16 protein-coding genes are annotated in these 19,590 nt (G+C 59.1%); 10 read left to right on the forward strand and 6 right to left on the reverse strand.

The window, feature by feature from the left end; genetic code table 11:
- Positions 1 to 7 precede the first annotated feature (7 nt).
- Both JG746_RS28385 and JG746_RS28390 read right to left on the reverse strand, forming a co-directional pair.
- Positions 8 to 1,696 carry a GMC family oxidoreductase gene (locus tag JG746_RS28385; protein ID WP_202355736.1) on the reverse strand — a complete coding sequence of 563 codons (1,689 nt, stop codon included), beginning with the start codon at positions 1,694 to 1,696 and terminating at the stop codon, positions 8 to 10.
- Complete coding sequence (locus JG746_RS28390) at positions 1,689 to 3,185, reverse strand: aldehyde dehydrogenase family protein (RefSeq protein ID WP_202355737.1); 1,497 nt, start codon at positions 3,183 to 3,185, stop codon at positions 1,689 to 1,691. The genes JG746_RS28385 and JG746_RS28390 overlap by 8 nt, the downstream gene beginning before the upstream one ends.
- A gap of 484 nt (positions 3,186 to 3,669) precedes the next feature.
- Here JG746_RS28390 and JG746_RS28395 point away from each other — a divergent pair, with 484 nt between their 5' ends.
- Positions 3,670 to 5,760 (forward strand): hydantoinase/oxoprolinase family protein, encoded by a 2,091-nt coding sequence (locus tag JG746_RS28395; RefSeq protein WP_244730497.1) that lies wholly within the window; start codon positions 3,670 to 3,672, stop codon positions 5,758 to 5,760.
- A complete protein-coding gene (locus tag JG746_RS28400) occupies positions 5,760 to 7,418 on the forward strand; it encodes a hydantoinase B/oxoprolinase family protein (RefSeq protein ID WP_244730498.1) in 1,659 nt (552 codons plus the stop codon). Before JG746_RS28395 ends, JG746_RS28400 begins: the two co-directional genes overlap by 1 nt.
- 77 nt (positions 7,419 to 7,495) lie before the next feature.
- Here JG746_RS28400 and JG746_RS28405 read toward each other — a convergent pair whose 3' ends face one another.
- Entirely contained in the window at positions 7,496 to 8,203 is a 708-nt protein-coding gene (locus tag JG746_RS28405; RefSeq protein WP_202355739.1) for a cytochrome b561 domain-containing protein, read from the reverse strand.
- Positions 8,204 to 8,550: 347 nt separating this feature from the next.
- On the opposite strand from JG746_RS28405, the gene JG746_RS28410 reads away from it, so the two are divergent.
- The 3 genes from JG746_RS28410 (at position 8,551) to JG746_RS28420 (ending at position 11,648) form a co-directional block, all read left to right on the forward strand.
- The gene (locus JG746_RS28410; protein WP_202355740.1) at positions 8,551 to 9,306 is read left to right on the forward strand and encodes a FadR/GntR family transcriptional regulator; all 756 of its coding nucleotides are present in this window, start codon (positions 8,551 to 8,553) and stop codon (positions 9,304 to 9,306) included.
- 145 nt (positions 9,307 to 9,451) lie between these two features.
- Positions 9,452 to 10,552 (forward strand): ABC transporter ATP-binding protein, encoded by a 1,101-nt coding sequence (locus tag JG746_RS28415; protein ID WP_202355741.1) that lies wholly within the window; start codon positions 9,452 to 9,454, stop codon positions 10,550 to 10,552.
- A 97-nt stretch (positions 10,553 to 10,649) separates the two neighbouring features.
- Positions 10,650 to 11,648, forward strand: a complete 999-nt coding sequence (locus JG746_RS28420; RefSeq protein WP_202355742.1) for a Gfo/Idh/MocA family protein — start codon at positions 10,650 to 10,652, stop codon at positions 11,646 to 11,648.
- 107 nt (positions 11,649 to 11,755) lie between these two features.
- Here JG746_RS28420 and JG746_RS28425 read toward each other — a convergent pair whose 3' ends face one another.
- A complete protein-coding gene (locus tag JG746_RS28425; protein ID WP_202355743.1) occupies positions 11,756 to 12,637 on the reverse strand; it encodes an MBL fold metallo-hydrolase in 882 nt (293 codons plus the stop codon).
- Between the two features lie 90 nt (positions 12,638 to 12,727).
- A complete protein-coding gene (locus tag JG746_RS28430) occupies positions 12,728 to 13,351 on the reverse strand; it encodes an FMN-dependent NADH-azoreductase (RefSeq protein ID WP_202355744.1) in 624 nt (207 codons plus the stop codon).
- 122 nt (positions 13,352 to 13,473) lie between these two features.
- Here JG746_RS28430 and JG746_RS28435 point away from each other — a divergent pair, with 122 nt between their 5' ends.
- Positions 13,474 to 14,430, forward strand: coding sequence for a LysR family transcriptional regulator (locus tag JG746_RS28435; RefSeq protein ID WP_202355745.1), 957 nt, complete (start codon positions 13,474 to 13,476; stop codon positions 14,428 to 14,430).
- Positions 14,431 to 14,456: 26 nt separating this feature from the next.
- On the opposite strand, the gene JG746_RS28440 is transcribed toward JG746_RS28435, so the two are convergent.
- Positions 14,457 to 15,053 carry a TetR/AcrR family transcriptional regulator gene (locus JG746_RS28440; RefSeq protein WP_202355746.1) on the reverse strand — a complete coding sequence of 199 codons (597 nt, stop codon included), beginning with the start codon at positions 15,051 to 15,053 and terminating at the stop codon, positions 14,457 to 14,459.
- A 102-nt stretch (positions 15,054 to 15,155) separates the two neighbouring features.
- On the opposite strand from JG746_RS28440, the gene JG746_RS28445 reads away from it, so the two are divergent.
- The 4 genes from JG746_RS28445 to JG746_RS28460 all read left to right on the forward strand — a co-directional run bounded on the left by JG746_RS28445 (position 15,156) and on the right by JG746_RS28460 (position 19,590).
- Positions 15,156 to 15,446 carry a DUF1330 domain-containing protein gene (locus JG746_RS28445; RefSeq protein ID WP_202355747.1) on the forward strand — a complete coding sequence of 97 codons (291 nt, stop codon included), beginning with the start codon at positions 15,156 to 15,158 and terminating at the stop codon, positions 15,444 to 15,446.
- A 170-nt stretch (positions 15,447 to 15,616) separates the two neighbouring features.
- A complete protein-coding gene (locus tag JG746_RS28450; protein WP_244730499.1) occupies positions 15,617 to 16,354 on the forward strand; it encodes an alpha/beta fold hydrolase in 738 nt (245 codons plus the stop codon).
- Between the two features lie 579 nt (positions 16,355 to 16,933).
- On the forward strand, positions 16,934 to 17,992 hold the full coding sequence (locus tag JG746_RS28455; protein WP_202355749.1) for a substrate-binding domain-containing protein: 1,059 nt from the start codon (positions 16,934 to 16,936) through the stop codon (positions 17,990 to 17,992).
- 107 nt (positions 17,993 to 18,099) lie between these two features.
- The gene (locus tag JG746_RS28460) at positions 18,100 to 19,590 is read left to right on the forward strand and encodes a sugar ABC transporter ATP-binding protein (protein ID WP_202355750.1); all 1,491 of its coding nucleotides are present in this window, start codon (positions 18,100 to 18,102) and stop codon (positions 19,588 to 19,590) included.

Genomic DNA, 19,590 nt, shown 5'->3' on the forward strand with positions numbered 1-19,590 from the left:
GATTGGCTCACAGTCGCCCTCTCAATCCACGCTGACGGAGTACCTGAGCAGCGTGTCCGATTTCTATCGACGGCTGTGTCGTCTGTTCCCGCCTTCCCAGGATGGCATCCGCGCCGCGCTCTCCGATCATGATGGAGGGGGCATTGGTATTGCCGCTGACAAGCGTCGGCATGATCGACGCGTCTATGACCCGCAGGGCGTCGACGCCACGCACCTTCAGGTCCTTATCAACGACCGCCATATCGTCGCTTCCCATCTTGCAGGTACCTGCCGGATGGAAATCGGTCTTGGACCATTGCCTTATGTATTCGGTGATTTGCTGGTCTGAGCGCACATCTTTGCCGGGCAGATGCTCCGCCTTGTAAAGTCTGGTGAAACTCGGCTGCGACAGGATTTCCCGCGCCAGCTTGAAGCCTTCGATGCTGTGGCGCAGATCATTCGGATTGGACAGGAAATCCGGGTCAATAAGCGGATCGTCCATGGGATCTGTCGATGCCAGCGTCACCTGGCCGCGGCTCTCCGGGCGAAGATAGGCGGTGTTCAATGTCATGCCATGCCCGGCAACGCGCACGCGGCCATGATCGATTACATAGGCCGGCAGGAAATGCATCTGGATGTCGGGCCAGCCATTGTCGCCTGTTGTGCTGACAAATGCGCCGCCCTCGCACACATTGCTGGTGAGCGGGCCGGTTCCAAACATCAGGAACTGCAGGCCGTGCCAGGCGGCCATCGGGCCCCGGTCATGACCGTTGTAAGACGCGCGCTCCTTCAGGCTGACGCAGCAATATACATCCATGTGGTCCTGGAGGTTTTTGCCAACACCTGGAAGGTCAATGACCGTCTCCACGCCTATGTGGCGCAGTTCCGAAGCAGGTCCAATCCCTGAAAGCAGCAGTAGTTTCGGCGAATTGATCGCGCCGGCGGAAACGATTATCTCACTGCCGGCTCGAACAATCGCGGCGCGGTTTGAACCTGGCGCGAGATAGGTGACTGACCGTGCCCTGCCATGCTCAACGTCAATCCTGGTGACCCGCGTTTCCGTCACCACGGTCAGGTTTGGCCGTGACAGGTTTGGGTAGATGAAGGCGGCTGCCGTGCTGCTGCGGCGAACGGCCCGCTGCGTCACCTGATAGTAGCCGACGCCATACTGATCGCGCCCATTGAAATCCGGGTTGTGATTGAACCCCGCCTCCTGGGCCGCGCGGACGAATTTCCGTGTCAGATCTATGGGCAGGCGCTGGTCCGAAACCCCCATCGGCCCATTGGTGCCGTGGAAGGCGTCGGCAAACCGCTCATTATCTTCCGAGCGGCGGAAATAGGGCAGCAGATCGTCATAGCCCCAGCCTTCGTTACCCTGCTCAAGCCAGGAATCGTAGTCTTTCCGGTTGCCTCTGATGTACACCATCGAGTTGACCGAACTGCCGCCGCCGAGGAGCTTGCCTTGCGGAAACAGAAGCTTCCGGTTGTTGAGGTGCTTCTGCGGAACCGTTGACCATTCCCAGCGAACCTTGTTGCCTTGCAAGCGGGAATAACCGGCCGGCCAGCGCACCAGCGGGGTATCGTTCCTGGCGCCGGCTTCCAGCAGCAGCACCGTCACGTCAGGATTTTCGCTCAGGCGGGAGGCAACGACACAGCCGGCCGATCCGCCGCCGACAACGATGTAGTCATATTCGGGCTTGATCGTCGTGTCAGGCATTGGGAGCCTCAATCGCCTGTCCAATCCAGCGCCGGGAATAGCCGCCGCTGCGTATCTGGACTGTTTTAATATCTGTGAATTCCTCGACGCCAAGCTTGCCGACTTCACGACCGATGCCGCTTTCGCCCACACCGCCGAAAGGAAGCTCGGCGGGGCCGTCGAGATAGGTGTTGACCCATACTGTGCCAGCGTTGAGCGATTGCACTGCCTTCATCGCGTGCGACACATTTCCGGTCCAGATGCCGGCGGACAGGCCGTAGACGGACTCGTTTGCCAAAGCGATTGCATCCGCCAGTGTCTCGAATTCGAGGATCGATACGACCGGCCCGAAAATCTCTTCTCGCGCTATGCGCATATGCGGTCGCACGCCGGTGAAGACCGTAGGGTCGATGAAATACCCGCCATTCTCTTCGCGATGTGTGCCGCCCAGCGCCAGTGTCGCGCCCTCTGCCTTGCCGACGGCGATGTAGTCGACGATCTTGTTGTACTGATCCTTGTTGATGATCGGGCCGAGCAGCATGCCGTCAGCCTGCGTATCACCCACTGTCACTCGCGCGGCGCAATCGACGAATTTCCGCGTGAATTCCGCCGCGATGGAGGACTGGAGCAGAAGTCTGCTGCCCTGGTTGCAGGATTGACCTGCATTGAGAAATGCTCCGTGCAAAGCGGCATCCAGCGCATCGTCCAGATCGGCATCCGCCATAACGATGTGCGCGTTCTTTCCACCCAATTCCAACGACACCTTTTTCATGCCGTCAGCACCGACACGCATGGCATGCTTGCCCACTTTGGTGGAGCCGGTAAACGAGATCATGTCGATGCCGGGATGATGCAAGAGCAGATCCCCACAGGTCGCACCAGACCCGGCGACGATGTTGAGGACGCCGTCCGGCAGGCCCGCCTCTTGGAGGATTTCGCCGAGCAGCAAAGTCGTCGCGCTGGTCAGTTCGCTTGGCTTGACCACCGCGGCGCAGCCGGCGGCAAGCGCGAATGGCAATTTCTGGCTGATGATCAGAAACGGGAAGTTCCAAGGCGTGATGATGGCGGCGACACCGAGCGGCGCACGCACGGTCGCCGCAAAATAACAGTCGCCGAGCTGGCCAAAACTATCGCCTGTGATGGAGCGCGCCTGCGTTGCCGCATAGTCCCAAAGCATGGAAGAGCGCTCTATCTCGACGCGGGCCTGCTTTGCGGGCTTGCCGCTTTCAGCCATTTCGAAAAAAGCCAGTTCATCCGCACGACGCCAGATGATATCGGCCGCTCTCGCGAGCACTGCCGAACGCTCGGCTCCGGTCGCACCGGCCCATTTCGTCCTGAACGCTTTTTTTGCGGACAAAACCGCCATGTCGACATCGGCTTCCGTAGAATCGCGAAATCGCGAGACCAGAGTGCCATTGCTTGGATTGCGCCGCTCGATTTCGGGCCCTGACGCCTGACGCCAGCTTCCATCTATCCAGTTGCCGAAATTTCTTGTCGTCGTAAATGTCATGTCAATTTCCGAAACAATTCAGAATTCCTTTCGGCCCAGATTTCCCAGGGCCTGACCCCGTAGACTTGCGACCGGAACGAACGCGCCATCCGGCGATTCCCGGCATGTCGCGCACACCTTGGACAATGCTGCCCGTAGAATTGCGAAGCCGCACTCCCGGCGCCTTACCCCCGACGCGCCAGGCGCGCTGAGTTAAGAGCCGGCCACATCAACAGTCATTTTATTTTACATATTTGTCAATTAGAATTCTGTTTGTCATGCGAAATTCGTCGAGAGAATCCCAGGAGAAAGCAAAAAATTCTGGCTACAAGATATCGCTGCTTTCGAATAATATGAACGATTTCAATGTAATAGCATAAAAGCACAAGGACTTTCGCCTTTCCACGGCGACGTCCTCGTCGGGGCAGATACCGGATTGACATAGCCATCTTAGTCAGACAAACTACCTTCAACTCCGTTCCCAAGGTAGGCCATGAACACGCAAATGAACCGTGTGTCCGTCGACATCGGCGGTACCTTCACAGATGTCGTGCTGGAAATAGCCGGCGAACGCTCTTCCACTAAAGTGCTGACGACGAAGCGGGCACCTGAGGAAGCGGTGCTGGAAGGAGTTGAAAGTCTCCTGGGGCAGAAAGGCCTGTCATTCGCAGATCTCGATCTCTTCCTGCACGGCACGACGTTGGCGACGAACGCCATCATCGAACGGCGCGGGGCGAACACTGCGCTTGTGACCACCGACGGCTTTCGCGATACGATCGAGATCGGCTCTGAAAGTCGCCACGACCAATACGATATTTTTATCAAGAAGCCTCAGCCCCTTGTCGGCAGGAAACACCGGTTCGTCATAGGAGAGCGTGTCGCCGCCGATGGTTCGGTACTGAAACCGTTGCCTGAGGATCAGGTGGCAGAACTCGGCAAAACACTCAAAACCGCAGGCATCGAAAGTGTTGCCATCTCGTTCATCCACGCATACGCGAACCCGGCACACGAGCTCAAGGTCCGGGAAGTCCTGTCGGCAGCCTTGCCGGACGTGACTTTCTCGCTGTCCTGCGAAGTCTGTCCGGAAGTTCGGGAGTATGAGCGCACCTCGACCACTGTGGCCAACGCCTATATCCGCCCGATCATGGCCGGCTATCTCGGCCGTCTCAAGACGGAACTTGCCCGTCGTGGGCTGCGCGCTCCCCTGCTGCTGATGACGTCGGGCGGCGGGCTGACGACCGTCGACCAAGCGGCAGCATTCCCGATACGCCTTGTTGAATCAGGCCCCGCCGGCGGCGCCATTCTTGCTTCCAAGATCGCCGGCGACTGCGGTCTGAAGGAAATCGTGTCCTTCGACATGGGCGGCACCACCGCAAAGCTTTGCCTGATCGACAACGGCACACCCCTCAAGTCCCGCAGCTTCGAGGTCGACCGCACCGAACGGTTCCTGAGAGGCAGCGGCCTTCCGGTTCGCATTCCGGTCATCGAAATGGTCGAAATCGGCGCCGGCGGCGGTTCCATTGCCCAAGTCGACAGCCTTGGTCGCCTGACCGTGGGGCCGGAAAGTGCGTCGTCGGAACCAGGTCCGGCTTGCTACAACCGCGGCGGCAATCGCCCCACGGTCACGGACGCCGATCTGGTTCTTGGCCGCATCGACGCCACGAATTTCGCCGGCGGTAAGGTCGGCCTGCGCCGCGACCTCTCTGAAAAGGCGCTGGGCGACCATGTCGGCTCTCCGTTGTCCCTAAAATCGGTGGTCGCAGCCTCGGCCGTGGCAGCCATCGTCGAGGAAAACATGTCGAACGCCAGCCGCGTGCACGCGGCGGAGCACGGCAAGGACCTGCGCAAGCGCGCCATGATCGCATTCGGTGGTGCTGCGCCGATGCATGCAGCCCAGCTTGCCCGTAAGCTCGGCCTGGAAAAGGTCATCGTGCCGATAGGCGCGGGCGTCGGATCAGCCATCGGTTTCCTGGAGGCGCCGCTGGCCTATGAGATCGTGCGAAGCCGCCACAGTCGTCTTGCCGACGTGAACGACGGCGTCATCCACGACCTCATCTTGCAAATGCAAGCCGAATCCATGTCCGTTGTCGAGCCGGCGGCAAACGGGCGCCCGGTCGAAATACGCACGTCGGCATTTCTGCGCTATGTCGGTCAGGGCCACGAGCTGGAAGTCGACCTGCCGCTCGATACATCGGCCAACATCGATCCCACCAAGCTGCGCCAGCGTTTTGAAGAGCACTACAGCGCAGTGTTTGGACGCTTCCTCGAGAATCACGCAATCGAGATTCTGACCTGGGCGGTCACCGCGACGGCGCACCAGCCTTTGCGTGAGACTGTGAAGGAAGTTCGACCAATGAGCGCCAAACCAAAGCCGAGCGGCTGGACGGATTTTGTCGATTTCGACGGCAAATCGGTCAAGGCGCCGGTCTATCTGCGCGCCAATCTTTGCAGCGGCCATTCCATCGCCGGCCCCGCGGTCATCACAGAACCCGAGACCAACACGGTCGTGCCTGCGCATTTTGAAGTGGCGATCGACCGGCTGGGTCATCTTGAACTTACCAACACCGCCATCGGCGTCGCGGCGGCCGCGGAATAATGGAGACTTCCATGCAACAGACTGACCGGCCGATGCCCGCTATCGAGGAGATCGAATTCCAGATCATGTGGAATCGCTTGATCGCGGTCGTCGAGGAACAGGCCCAGGCGCTCCGGCGCACAGCCTTCTGCCCAATCGTGCGAGAGTCCGGAGATCTATCCGCCGGCTTCTTTCACCCGGATGGGCGGATGATCGCGCAGGCGGTGACCGGTACGCCAGGCCACGTCAACACAATGGCAGCATCGGTTCGTCACTTCCTGGCGCGGTTTCCCGCGTCGTCCATGAAGGATGGCGACGTCTACATTACCAACGACCCATGGCTTGGCACCGGCCATTTGCATGACTTCGTCGCCGTCACGCCAGCTTTCTTTGCAGGGTCGATGGTGGGACTATTCGCTTCCACCTGCCACTTCATGGATGTGGGCGGCATCGGCTTCGGACCTGACGGCCGTGACGTCTTCGAGGAGGGATTTTATGTTCCTCCCATGAAGATGATCGCCGAGGGGAAGCGCGACGAAACGTTGATAACGCTTGCGCGAAGCAATTCGCGCTATCCCGCCGAAATGGAAGGCGACCTCATGTCCCTTGCCGCCTGCAATGCGATCGGGGTGGGCCGTTTGCGCGAGATGTTGCGCGAATTTCCGCTGGGCGATCTCACGCCGCTCTGCGACCAGATCGTCAGCCGCTCACGCGAAGCAGCCATTGCGGCGATCGCGGGCCTGCCGGCCGGAACAACCACTGCGGAAATGATGATCGACGGTTACGACAAACCGGTTGCTTTGGTTGCCTCGACAACCATTTCCAACGATTTGATCAAAATTGACTTCACGGGCACCTCGGGCCTTTCGGCACGTGGCATAAACGTGCCGTTGAGCTACGCACAAGCCTATTCCACATACGCGATCGCCTGCGCGCTCTTTCCCCAGGTGCCCAACAATTCGGGGTCGCTGTCGGTGGTAGAGGTCACCGCGCCAAAAGACACGATCGTCAACGCGCAGCGCCCTGCCCCGGTCTCTTCACGGCATGTGATCGGCCAAATGCTTCCGGACGTCGTCTACGGCTGCCTGGCTCAGATCGTACCTGACAAGGTGCTGGCCGAGGGTGCATCCTCGCTCTGGAACCTCATCCTCGAGGACGCACATGACGCCTGCTTGACCCAAGGCATCGGGCACACTGCGAGGTTCTCGGCACTGTCGGTCCAGACAGGGGGAACCGGCGCCCGCCCCAATGACGACGGGCTAAGCGCCACCGCCTTTCCGAGCGGCGTTTCGGGCGTGCCGATCGAGATATTGGAGACCATGACGCCGCTGGTGTTCTGGCGCAAGGAATTGCGCGCCGGAAGCGGCGGACAGGGCCGCTTCCGGGGCGGGCTCGGCCAGACCATCGAGATCGGCCACCGCGACAACCATCCGTTCTACATCTATGCCGCACTTGATCGGATCGAACACATGGCGCGAGGGCGGTTTGGTGGCGAACAGGGCGGCGCAGGCTATGTTGGGCTGAAATCGGGACCGCGGCTGCGCGGCAAGGGCAAGCAACTCGTACCAGCAGGCGATACGCTTGTCGTCCAGACACCCGGCGGCGGTGGATATGGCCCGGCCGGCGAACGCGACAGCGCCAGAATTGAGGCCGATCGCATCAACCAGCTCGACAACTGAAAACGGGCAGTCTTCCGTTTCATGTTCCGTAGCCGGCAGGTCGTGCTGACCAAACCGGCAAACGACGATAGCCACGGCTATCTCCGAGACATTTCTTCTATTCTTTTCTCGTTGAATGGGTGATGTGCGCCCGTGCCGAAATTCGACATATAGGTGTCGTGGCGATAACCGCGCGCCTCAAGGACGACAGCGATCAGTGTGTAGAGCACGGCAAGAAGCGCCAGAACCACTCCTACGCCATGCACCCAAAATTGTGAAAGCCCAGTGGCGACCGCGGCCAACGCGCACGCAATCGTCAGCCAGCCGGCCGTCTTGTGATAGGCTTCAAACCAACGCCGTCGTGCCGTCATGTCATAGTGATCGCCGTGCGGAGCAGGAGGCTCGTTAGTCGCTGAAGCTGCCGGATTACGGACGCCGTGCGAGCCGCGGAACCAGGCGCTGACGATCTGCAAAACGCCAAAGACCACTGTCGCGATGCCGAATACGGAGTGAAGGGTGGCGCTGAAACCTCCGCTGGCAGCAACGGCGATAACACCACCGACAATGCTGGCCATGGCAAGCACCGACAAGCCGACGCGGTGCATGGTGAACCAGAAAAGCTTACGACCAAGCCTCGGGCTTCCTTTCGGGATGCCGATCAGCGACGGCGCCGGTTTGCCAAAACGCGTCAGCAGCAGGACGGCCGGCACCAGCACGATCCAGATCGTGAACATCAGCCACGCGTGATAAATCCAGTGCGGGGTCGTCCCAAATACCTCGTCATAAAGCGATTGCAGCAGGTTCATCAGGGAAAGTCCTCATGTTGACCGTATTCGCGTCGAATCGCAGTCGCGGTTGCGGCAACACGAATGCGCCCGCCGGCCATTGCCTCGTCCCGACTCAGGATTGCCTGGCATTCGTGCACGAGCGAGTGCCCCCCGCCCTGCACAATGCTGTGCCAAACGCAGATTCTCCAGGTCAGGCCTCTGGCAATGCGTGCCGACGGGCGGTTTTCTGCAAGCTGGTGCAGAGGGAGGACTCACACCACGCTCAACATCGAACAAAAATGACAATGTCTGACTTTAAAGCACAAATCAAGCTTGAAATCTGACAAATGACGTGTAGATTTACAAATATGTAATGAGGCACTGGGATGGCTTACGCCCAAAGGACGAAACTTTCGGAACGACTCTACGAGACGATGAGGCAACTCGTCGACAGCGGGCAATGGTCCGAGGGAACGCGCATCCCGACCGAGATGGAGCTTGCCGAACAGCATGGGGTGTCCCGGCCGGTGGTACGCGAAGCCCTTATCCGGCTGCGCAATGAAGGCATTATCAACTCGAAGCGGGGTTCAGGCAGTTTCGTCCTGAATGGCTCCGAAGCGCCTACAAAAGGTTTCCGCCCCATCGAGAACGTCGCCGATCTGATCCATGCATTCGAGTTCCGGCTCACGATCGAATGCGACGCGGCGGCCGTGGCTGCCCTTCGCCGCCGTGACGAGGACATGGATGTCATCATCGCGGCACACAATGCTTTCGAGGAAGGCATGAGCGATGAGGCCTTTGGCGATCTCGACCTGGATTTTCATATCGCGGTCGCGCAGGCTTCGCAGAACTCCATGTACGCCAGCACAATGTCCATGCTGCACAAGCAGATCGTTTTCGGCATGCGGTTGATTGGTCAGTTCACGAACGCCGCGACCCAGACCCGGCTGGAAGTGGTTCGCGTCGAACATGCACCGATCGTCGATGCTATCGCAGCCAAAGAGCCGCTTCTGGCTTACGAGGCGATGTTCAACCATTTGACCTTGTCCCGGCGCAGACTGCTGGGCTTCGATGCCGTTCTCGACTGGAAGAGATCCGGACCGACCGTTCTGATCAACAAGATGGGAGGGCCTGACAGCTAATCCCGCTCTCGGCCGCAAGCGTCACCCTCGAATTCTGGTCCAATCGGCTGCCATACCCGAACCGTGCTCCAAGCGGAGTGCGAAGCCTTTGTTTTGTCGTTGCCACCCGTTCACAGGGCCAGTTGCCCGTACACAAGGTATGTCGATGTCATCCCTCGCCCTCAACCAGATCAACAAATTCTATGGCCCGAACCTGGCGGTGCTGAAGGACATCAACCTGGAAATAGATTCCGGCGAGTTTCTCGTCCTGCTTGGCCCTTCCGGCTGCGGCAAGTCCACATTGCTGCATGCGATAGCAGGTCTTCATGGAGTTACCTCGGGCGAGATCAAACTGAATGATAGGGTGATCAATGATTTGCCCTGCCAGCACCGCGACATCGCAATGGTGTTTCAGTCCTATGCGCTCTATCCATCGATGACCGTGCGACAGAACATCTCGTTCCCGCTGGAAATGCGGAAAGTGTCCAGCGAGAAACGTGCGGAGGCCGTACAGGGGGTCGCCAAGCTTTTGCAAATCGAGCACCTGCTGGACCGCAAACCGTCGCAGTTGTCGGGGGGACAGCGTCAGCGCGTTGCCATCGGGCGTGCCCTTGTCCGCGAACCCAGCATCTTCCTGTTCGATGAACCTCTTTCCAATCTCGACGCGCTGCTCCGGGTGGAGATGCGAACTGAATTGAAGAAGCTGCATCAGCGGATGGGCAAGACCACCGTCTACGTCACCCATGACCAAATCGAAGCGATGACGCTGGCAACGCGCATTGCAATTCTGGACAAAGGCGCGCTCCAGCAGGTCGGGACGCCCAACGAGGTATATGACAGGCCCGCCAACACATTTGTCGCTACCTTTATCGGCGCGCCGCGCATAAACCTGATTGATGGCAGCGTGGTCAAGTCCGGCAGCAGCCTGACGGCAAGGTTTGGCGACGCACCGGACAGGATACCGGTGCCCGCGGCGTTGGCCACGCCTCTTTCGCGAGCGGCCCCTGCCTGCACCTTTGGCATCCGCCCCGAGAACTTCTCCACCGTTGCGGGAAGCCCTGGCGAGAACGATGTCGATATCGACGTCGTCATCGAGTTGATCGAGCCCACTGGTTCAGACGACGTCATCATCTTCAAATTCGCCGGCGCCGAGCTGACGGCGCGGCTGCGTGCCGGTTCGATCCTCGGACTTGGCCCGACCCGGCTGCGCCTGAACACCACGAAACTAGTCGCCTTCGACAGGCAAACCGGCAGCCGGATCGGCTGACCGCGACCGGAGTTTTCTCTCCATTCTGCAGTCCGGACGCTCTCCGGTGTCAGCGTGGATCCCCTCTATGACCATGAATTCCAGCAGGAAGAAATCGATGAGCAAAATTTACAAATGGGGATTGATCGGCGCCAGCCGGATTGCGGAGGAGTGGCTGATACCGGCCATCAACGGCGATCCGAACAGTGAGGTCGCTGCAGTGTTCTCCTCCGACACGGCCCGTGGACGCGCCTACGCGGAGCGAAACGGTATCCCCCAAGTCTACGACACAATCGAAGCGCTGCTTCGCTCGGATGTCGACGCCGTCTACATAAGCAACACCAATGAGAAGCATGCTCCCGACGCGATTGCGGCAATCGTGGCTGGCAAACATGTGCTCGGCGAAAAGCCGATGGCAATGACGGTCGCCGAGGCGGAAGCCATGATTTCGGCCGCCGAAACGCACAAGCGCGTTTTAGGTATTAATCACCATCTGCGTAACATGGCGACCCACATCAGGCTCCACGACTTGGTGAAGAATGGGGAGCTGGGCACGCTGGTCGCGGCCCGCATGACGTTCGGTGTGCTGCTTCCGGTCGCCAATCGCGGCTGGAGAACAGATTCCGTGACCGCCGGAGCGGGCGTGTTCTTCGACCTTACCGTGCATGACGCAGACCTTTTGCACTACATCCTGGGTACGGAAGCGCAGGAGGTCGTCGCGATGACAGCCAACAATGGAATAACGTCGAAGGAAGTCGAGGATACGGTCGCGATCGTCGCGCGAATGAAGACCGGCACCATTGTTCAGATCACCGAGAGCTTTGCCATCGATCACGCTAGAACGACGGTTGAGCTCTTTGGCACCAAGGGTTCCGTGTTTGCGGACGACGTTCTGCTCCAGCGTGGTGGCGGACGTGTGTTTGTGCGCAGGAATGGCGAACAGGTCGAAGAGCAGATCGATCATGTGAACGCCTACGACAAGGTTGTCCGCGACTTCAATGCAGCCATGGCCGGCAAAGGCTCGCCAACGGTGACAGGCCACGACGGTTTGCAATCCTTGAAATTTGCCGTGGCCGCACGCGAAGCGGCCAGGACTGGCCGCTCGGTGCAGATATGAGGTTCAAGGGATCACGGCTGGCGACTCGTCGAACTTTCGACGACGGACGTCCGCTTACTTTGCAGGGCGGGGAATCCAAAATCATTAGGACGAGGCAATAGGACGCGCTATTTCCTGTACATCGCAGCGACCGAACGCTCAAGCGCAAATCCGAACCCCGCATCAGGGTGGTCCTTGAGAAGTGCGGCTTTCAGCTCGTCGGCGGATTTGCTTACCGCCAAGGCCTTTTCCCAGCTGTCGAGATAGGATCGTGTATAGGCAAATATCGACGCGTCTGAACGGCTATCCGGCTTGCGATGGCCCGGAATGACGGTTTTCGCACCGATGGCCTCCAGTTTTCTCGTGCTGTCGCGCCACTTGCCGATCTGGTCAGGGCTTGTGTTTTCTTCCAGCCAGAGATGCGTGTCGGTGTATCCGACATCGGCCGCGATGAGGGTGTTCAGCGAGGGAATGTGGACGGGTGTCACGAATTCCGTGTCGCCATGCATGGGGTCCAGGATTTCGATGCGCTCGCCTTCCAGCAGCAGATGATCCTTGGTCAAGGCATCGGGCACGATGAGCTTGTCCGGGAAAACGCCCTTCGGCGCCTGTGCGGCCAGGGCCTTCAGGGTCGGTGCGGACGCTTTGTTGATCATCCCAAGCACTGCCGGATGGGTGACAGGCTTTGCGTCCGGGAAGCGATCCAGCAACACCGACAGGCCGAGAAGATGGTCCGGATGGTAGTGGGTGATCAGGATGGTGGTGACCTTTTTCCCGGTCGCCTGGATGACATCGGCAAGCGCCTTGGCATTGGCTACCGTGAACTGCGCATCGACGACGATTGCCGATTTCTCGCCGACGATGACGGTGCTGTCGACCATCACGCCTGCTTCATCGGCCGTGAACACCTTTGTGTCGGCGGCAGCAGCGAGCGAAAGCCTGCCTGCCATCGCCGTTGCGGTGCCGGCTGCACCGAGTGCCAGAAGATTTCGTCTGTTGAGAATGAACATGGATCTGTCTCCGCGTTGCTGGCGGCATTGCTTCGCCCACCAGTCAGGATTTCCAGGAGTTGGTTGCATCGATGAGGGTTGCGAAGTCCTTTAGGCCGCTATCTTGGTCACAAGCGGAGATACGGCCTTGAGAGCACCATCCATGGAACTCCTTCGGGCATCCTCGCCGCGCGACATGTTTTCCGCGCGGATGAAATCGAGATCCTTGATGCCCATGAAGCCGAAAGCCGTCTTGAGGTAGCCCTCCTGGAAGTCCATGGGGGCCATGGGGCCGGAAAGATAGGAACCTCCGCGGGTCGAAACGATCACGACCTTTTTGCCGCCAACGAGACCAATCGGCCCCGTATCGGTGTACCGGAAGGTTTTACCGGGCTGGATGACGCGATCGAGCCAGGCCTTCAGCTGGCTGGCAACCGAGAAGTTGTACATCGGCGCGCCGACGACAAGCACATCGCTGGCGATCAGCTCGTTCACCAGTTGATCCGATCGCGCGTGCTCTCGGCGCGTCGCCTCATCGGCTACGTTGAAAGCGAGCGGTCTGAAACCCGCCCCGATCGGTCCGTCCAAGTGCGGGATCGCCTCCTCCACCAGGTCATGATACGTCACCCGCGCGCCGGGATGCTGGTTGAGCAAGTTCGTCACGATGGCTTTGGTGAGTGTGCGAGAGGCGGACCCGTCTCTCAGGATGCTCGAGTCGAGATGAAGGATTTGCATGACACATTGGCTCCGTTGAAGTGTGTGAGCCATACTTATGCTCGCCCGTCGGTGTTGCGCCAGCGGGGTAAATGGCACAGATTGTTCTACTGATGAGACAATCAAATGCCCGGAGATCGAAGGTGGAAGACCTCAACGAATTGACGATGTTCGCCTCGGTGGCGCGTCACGGCAGCTTTTCGTCGGCGGCCCTTGCCCTGGGCATACCCAAGTCGCGCATCAGCCGACGCATTGCAGCCCTGGAGGCCCGCATCGGCGTTCGGCTGCTGCAGCGATCGACCCGCTCGGTCAATCTCACATCCGTGGGGCAGGAATTCCTCAAGCACTGCAATGAAATGATCGATGCCGCACGCATGGCCTTCGAGGTGGCCGATCACGCCGGCGAGGCGCCGGCGGGGCGCCTGCGGGTAAGCTGCCCGGTTGGCATTGCTCATATTTTCGTTGCGCCCGTCCTTTGGAAGTTCATGCGGGCCCATCCCGCTGTAAGGGTCGACCTCGAGCTTACAAACAGGCGAGTCGATGTTATCGCGGAAGGCTTTGACATTGCCTTGCGGGTTCGCTCGACCATCGATGATTCCCAGTTGATGATCAGGCGGTTGGGAACCAGCGAGCAGTGGCTCGTGGCGAGCCCCGAGTTCGTTTCATCTTGTGGACCTTTCAATGCGCTCCAATCACTTAGACTTCAGCGAGGGCTTGGTCCGGCGGGGGTGAGAGGCGAACGAAGCCTGTGGCACATCACGGCGCCCGATGGGCAAGCCATCGACATCGAATATGTCCCGATCTTGGCCACGGATGATATCCATATGCTCGGCCAGGCCGCTCTGGCGGGAATGGGCATCGCTCAACTGCCACGCAACCTGTGTGGTGATGCGGTCCGCAGAGGCCGACTGGTCAGGCTGTTGGCCGACCACACTTTGCCCGCGCATCAACTCCACGCCATATTCCCGTCCCGGCGCGGACTTGTGCCGGCCGTCCGCGCCCTACTCGATTTCCTCGGCCACGAATTGCCGCTGCTGACCGCCCGGATCGAGGACGGCTACGCTACGGGCTCCAACGATAGTGGTTCGCTGACTTTGTGAAGCTTGGCTCGCCAACAGCAGCCAGTTCAGGTTTTTGGCGGGAGCAATCCCAGTCCCCGAAGCGTCGTTTCGCTGAGCAGCCATAGATCGTCCTCGTCCCGGACGACTTTCGAGAGAACATTCAAACCGATCATCAGGTTTTGCAGCGCCAGCGCCAATACACGTACATCGGCATTGCCGTCGATTTCACCATGTTCACGGGCGGCAGTCATCAGTTCTTCGATACGGCTGGTCGAACCGGCGGCCAACCTGGCGAGCATAGGCGCTGGTCCATCCGTGGACGGGCAAAGCTCGCTGATGGAATTTACAATGATGCATCCGCGTCCTTCCGGATCGGCTGTGCGAACACGACAAATGTTGCGCACGACCTCATGCAAGACAGGCAAGACGGGGCCTTTGACCTCGCCATACAAAGGCGCGTCCGGTGCCGTCAAAGAATAGCGGGCGATGATTTCCGCGAAAAACGCCTCGCGTGATCCGAACGCATTGTAAAAACTCGATCGGGAGATGCCGAGACGCTCGGACAGAGCCTTTACCGAGGCCTGTTCGTACCCGCCGGTCCTGATCGCCTCCGTGGCGATGTCCAGTGCCTCGTTGCGGTCAAACTTGCTGGGTCGTGCCAACTCCCACCTCTCGATCTTGTGTTTTGTACATATGTGGACAAAACAGCTGGAATGCCATATCGGCCGAACGTCTATGAATGATTTTCACATCAGGAGATGAAAATGACTGCACTCGTTCTTGTCCAGGTTCGCCCGAAGGCAGGTGATAAGCTGGCTCAGTACTCGGCTGCCTCCGCGCCCACGATCGCCGCTTTTGGAGGCGAATTTATCCATCGTGGCAAGTTGCATGAGGTCCTTGCGGGTGCCGACACCGCTCCTGGCCTCGGGATTATCCGCTTTGCCGACGTAAAGGCCGCCAAGGACTGGTTCGCGTCACCGGAATACCAGGCCATCGTGCCGTTGCGCGACGAGGCAGCGGATATGAGCTTCATCCTTTACGAGACCGCCGGCTGATTCCCCAAGCCATAGAGTTTTCTCCCACCGACCAATCCGCGTAGCGCGGACCCAAGGAAGGATCGTTTATGCCTACAGCAAGTGCATATCCAGAGATTGTCGAGACCCAAGGAAGGTCGAGAGGCGGCCAACTGCTGAGAAGCATAGTAGGCGGTGTCCTGGCCCTGGCATTGACCATCGCGGTCATGCTTTTGCCGATCACCGCACGGGCTGCCGACACATCGCATGTTCGAAACATCGTGCTGGTGCATGGCGCCTTTGCGGACGGATCGAGTTGGTCGGACATCATCCCGTTACTGGAAGCCAAGGGCTATCACGTCACTGCCGTGCAGAACCCTTTGACATCGCTTGCCGATGACGTTGCCGCGACACGCCGCGTTCTGGAGCGACAGAAGGGTGACGTACTGCTCGTCGGTCATTCATGGGCTGGCGCCGTCGTGACCGAGGCCGGCAATGCCCCAAATGTAAAGGGCATCGTCTATCTGTCCGCGCTTGTTCCCGACAGCAGCGAATCGGTCGCGGAATTGCTTCAGAAGCGCAATGCGCCCATGGACGGCATGGCGCCGGATGCCAACGGTCTTATCTGGCTGGACGATCCAATGGCCTACGCCCACGTCATGGCCGGCGACGTCGCTGCGAAGCGAGTTGCTCTTCTGGCGGCTGCCGAGCAGCCGATAGCAGCCAAGAGTTTCGGGGAAAAGGTCCAGCAAGCTGCTTGGCAGAACAGGCCCACCTGGTATCTCGTTACCCAGGGCGACAACGCAGTTCCCACGCCGGTGCAAAAATGGCTCGCCGACCATATTGGAGCTAAAACCGGGACCATCAAATCCAGTCACATGTCGATGGTGTCCCACCCTTCCTTTGTCGCAGACTTCATCGCGAAAGCGGGTAAAGATGCCTTGAAGTAGCCAACAACGGCCTGTAATGGCGGCTTCCTCGAACATGCCCGGGCATGTTCGAGGAAGTGTTTCTACACGCCGGGAACCGCTACAACGAATTGCAGGTGGTCTGACAACGCCAGCATCTGGTCGCTGTCAATTTTCCTTGATGCGCTCCTTCCAGCGCCGCTTATATGGCATAGTCGAGTGCCGCGTGCTCAGCGGGCCTCAATACACCCTCCTTGCGTGCTTCGGGGCACCTTATTCGCCAAACTTGGCGCTGCGAGAGAAATCGCGCATTGACCTAGTGATTTCGAATTCCCGGAGTCGGTCCAATCCCGCTCGACTCCGAATGCATCATGAGCACGTCGGCGCGGCCGGATGAAGAAATGGCCAGGGACTTGCGGCGGCGCGTGATGCGACATCTCATGGCATTCCTAAAGCTTGTCTTCTCGAAATGACGTTTCTTGTGCTTCAAATCGCGAATGCAAAGCTTTGCTTGCGAAATCGCCCTTTAGCCCCGCCGATGTAAAATAGTGAGGTGGGGGAGATCAGCGCGCAGCGGCGCTTGCCGCCCACCTCTGCAATAGTTGATCTGAGGGGATTTAAATGAGATCGATTGATATTCGACCATACTTTAAAGCGGCCGTCGTGGCTTCTGTAATGCTGGCTGGCAACATCCTCGCCGCAAATGCGGACGCGCTCAAAATTGGCGTCTCGAACGCATATGTCGATACTTGGCGGTCGCAACTTCTTGATACGCTGAACAAAGCCAACAAGCCGTTCGTCGAAAAGGGCATCACTGAAGACCTGATCGTCCAGAGTGGCGCCACAAACGTTCAGGGTCAAATCGGCCAAATCCGCTCTCTCATCAACGCTGGCGTCAATGTCCTGTTCGTTATCCCCTCCTCGGAAACAGCGCTGAATCCTGTGCTTCAGGAGGCGGTGGACGCTGGTGTCCAGGTCTTCTCCATCACACAAGCTGTTACCTCGCCGAAGGTTTACGGTGTCATGGTAGACCAGAGCAAATGGGCTACCGGCCACGCCCAATGGCTTGCCGATACTCTTGGCGGCAAGGGAGATATCGTCCTCTTGAACGGTTTGGCAGGAGCTCCGGCAAACGAGCAGCGCGTTCGCACCATCGCTGAATTCCTGAAGGGCTATCCGGAACTCAAGGTTCTCAACACCGCCAATGGCGATTGGGATGTGGTCAAGGCGCAGCAGGTCATGTCGAGCGTCTTTGCTGCGCAACCGAAGATCGATGGCATCTGGGTCTCCGGGGCGATGTCCGAAGGTGTGTTGCGCGCGCTGGTTTCCGCCAATCCGGAAAAGTGGCCAGCCGTGACCGGCGACACGAACCTCGGCTATTTGCGTCTGTGGAAGAAGGCGCTGGAAAAGCAGCCCAGTTTCCGCTCGGTCGGTGTATTTGATCCTCCTGGCATTGAAGCAACCGCCGCGCTCAAGATCGCAATCAAGCTTGCCGAGGGCCGCAAATTCAAAGACGGCGTCCTTGAAGGTGAAAATCACAACTTCATTTTCGTGAAGGATCCAGCTCCTATGGGCGCCGACAAGCTGGATGCCGTCCTTGCCGAGAACAAGGACCGTCCCGACAGCTTCTTCCTTGATTACGAAATGCCTGACGCCGATATCGAGGCGCTCTTCAAGTAAATCATCCCGCATTTCGCCCGAGCGGGGGGGACACGAAGGCCCCCCGCTTGGAACTTCTCGGACTCAAAAGCGGTGCTCGCGGCCGGCCGCTAGGGATGGAATCTACCGTGAACTCGCCATCGCTCGTTGCTGAAGCAGTATCAAAGAGATTCGGTCCGACCCAGGCGTTGGACAACGTCTCGGTCGTATTCGAGCCTGGGTCGGTCCATGCCCTCATGGGCGCCAACGGTTCAGGCAAATCGACCTTGACCAAAGTGCTGGTCGGCCTGGTCAGGCCGGACCACGGCGAGGTCCGCTATGACGTTGGGACTTCTGGCGGCGTCGAGGATCGTCACTCGGCCGTGGCCGCCGTCTTTCAAGAGACCAGTCTGATCCCCGATATGACCGTCGAGGAGAATGTCTGGCTGACGCGCGAACCCAAGAAATTTTGGGGCGTGGATCGAAAATTGCTTCGCCAAAGAACCGAAGAGATCGTCGATATCTTCTCCGATGTCGCTCCCACTATCCACCCTACAACTTTGGTGAGCGACCTCGGACCCGACGCCCGCCAAATTGTCGAGTTGATGAAGGCGCTGTCGCAATCGCCTCGATACATTATTCTCGATGAGGCGACTGCCAGTCTGGACGCGCGCCAGGCCGCGCGTGTTGCCGAACTGGTGCGCAAATGGCGCGAACAGGGCCGTTCCGTCATCCTGGTCACCCACCGCATGCCGGAGGCATTGGCGCTTGCGGATACGATAAGCGTCTTGCGAAACGGCAAGCTGGTGACCACCGAGCCGCGCGCCTTCGTCGATGAACAGCGCATCGTCGATCTGATGGTCGCCTCACATCGCCGCCCTTCGATTGCAACGAAAGTCAGCAAGGACATTGCGGTCGACGCTTCAAGTCTGAGCGCGACTATCGACGTCGGCAAAAGAGGCAAAGCCTTTGGGTTAACCGTCCGCAAGGGAGAGATCGTCGGATTGGCGGGCCTTCAGGGACAGGGGCAGTCGCGCGTGCTTCGCGGGCTGTTCTCAGGGGGCACTGGGATCCATGATGTTCAGATCGACGGGCGCAGAGCAGAGATCTCCCATCCCTCCGGTGCGGTGAAACTTGGCATCGCTTTGGTGCCAGGCGACCGAAACACCGACGGGCTCTTCGGTCCGCTCCCGGTCTCAGAGAACATAATGATTTCGTCTTGGCGCCAACATGGGCGCTTTGGCTGGCTCAACCTCAAGAGCGCCATGGCGGTGGTTCAGCAAACCATCAAGGATTTGAAGCTTAAAACCGCCTCGCCTGACGTGTCTGTTCGCACGCTTTCCGGGGGCAACGCTCAGAAGGCCGTCCTGGCGCGCTGGCTCGCAACAAAGCCGCAATACCTGTTGCTCGACGACCCCACGAAGGGCGTGGACGTCGGCGCTCGAGCAGACTTCTACGACGCACTCTACAGGGCCAAGGACCAATCCGTCGGAATCCTCGTCTATTCCAGCGACGAGCATGAACTGGAAATTCTCTGCGATCGCGTTCTGGTCATGCATGAGGGGGAATTGGTGACGGCCCTCGAGGGCGCCGACATAGAGGCCGAAAAGATAGCCCGCGCCGGCATCATGGGGGTTTAG

This window comes from Mesorhizobium sp. 113-3-3 (genome assembly GCF_016756495.1).
Lineage (GTDB): Bacteria > Pseudomonadota > Alphaproteobacteria > Rhizobiales > Rhizobiaceae > Mesorhizobium.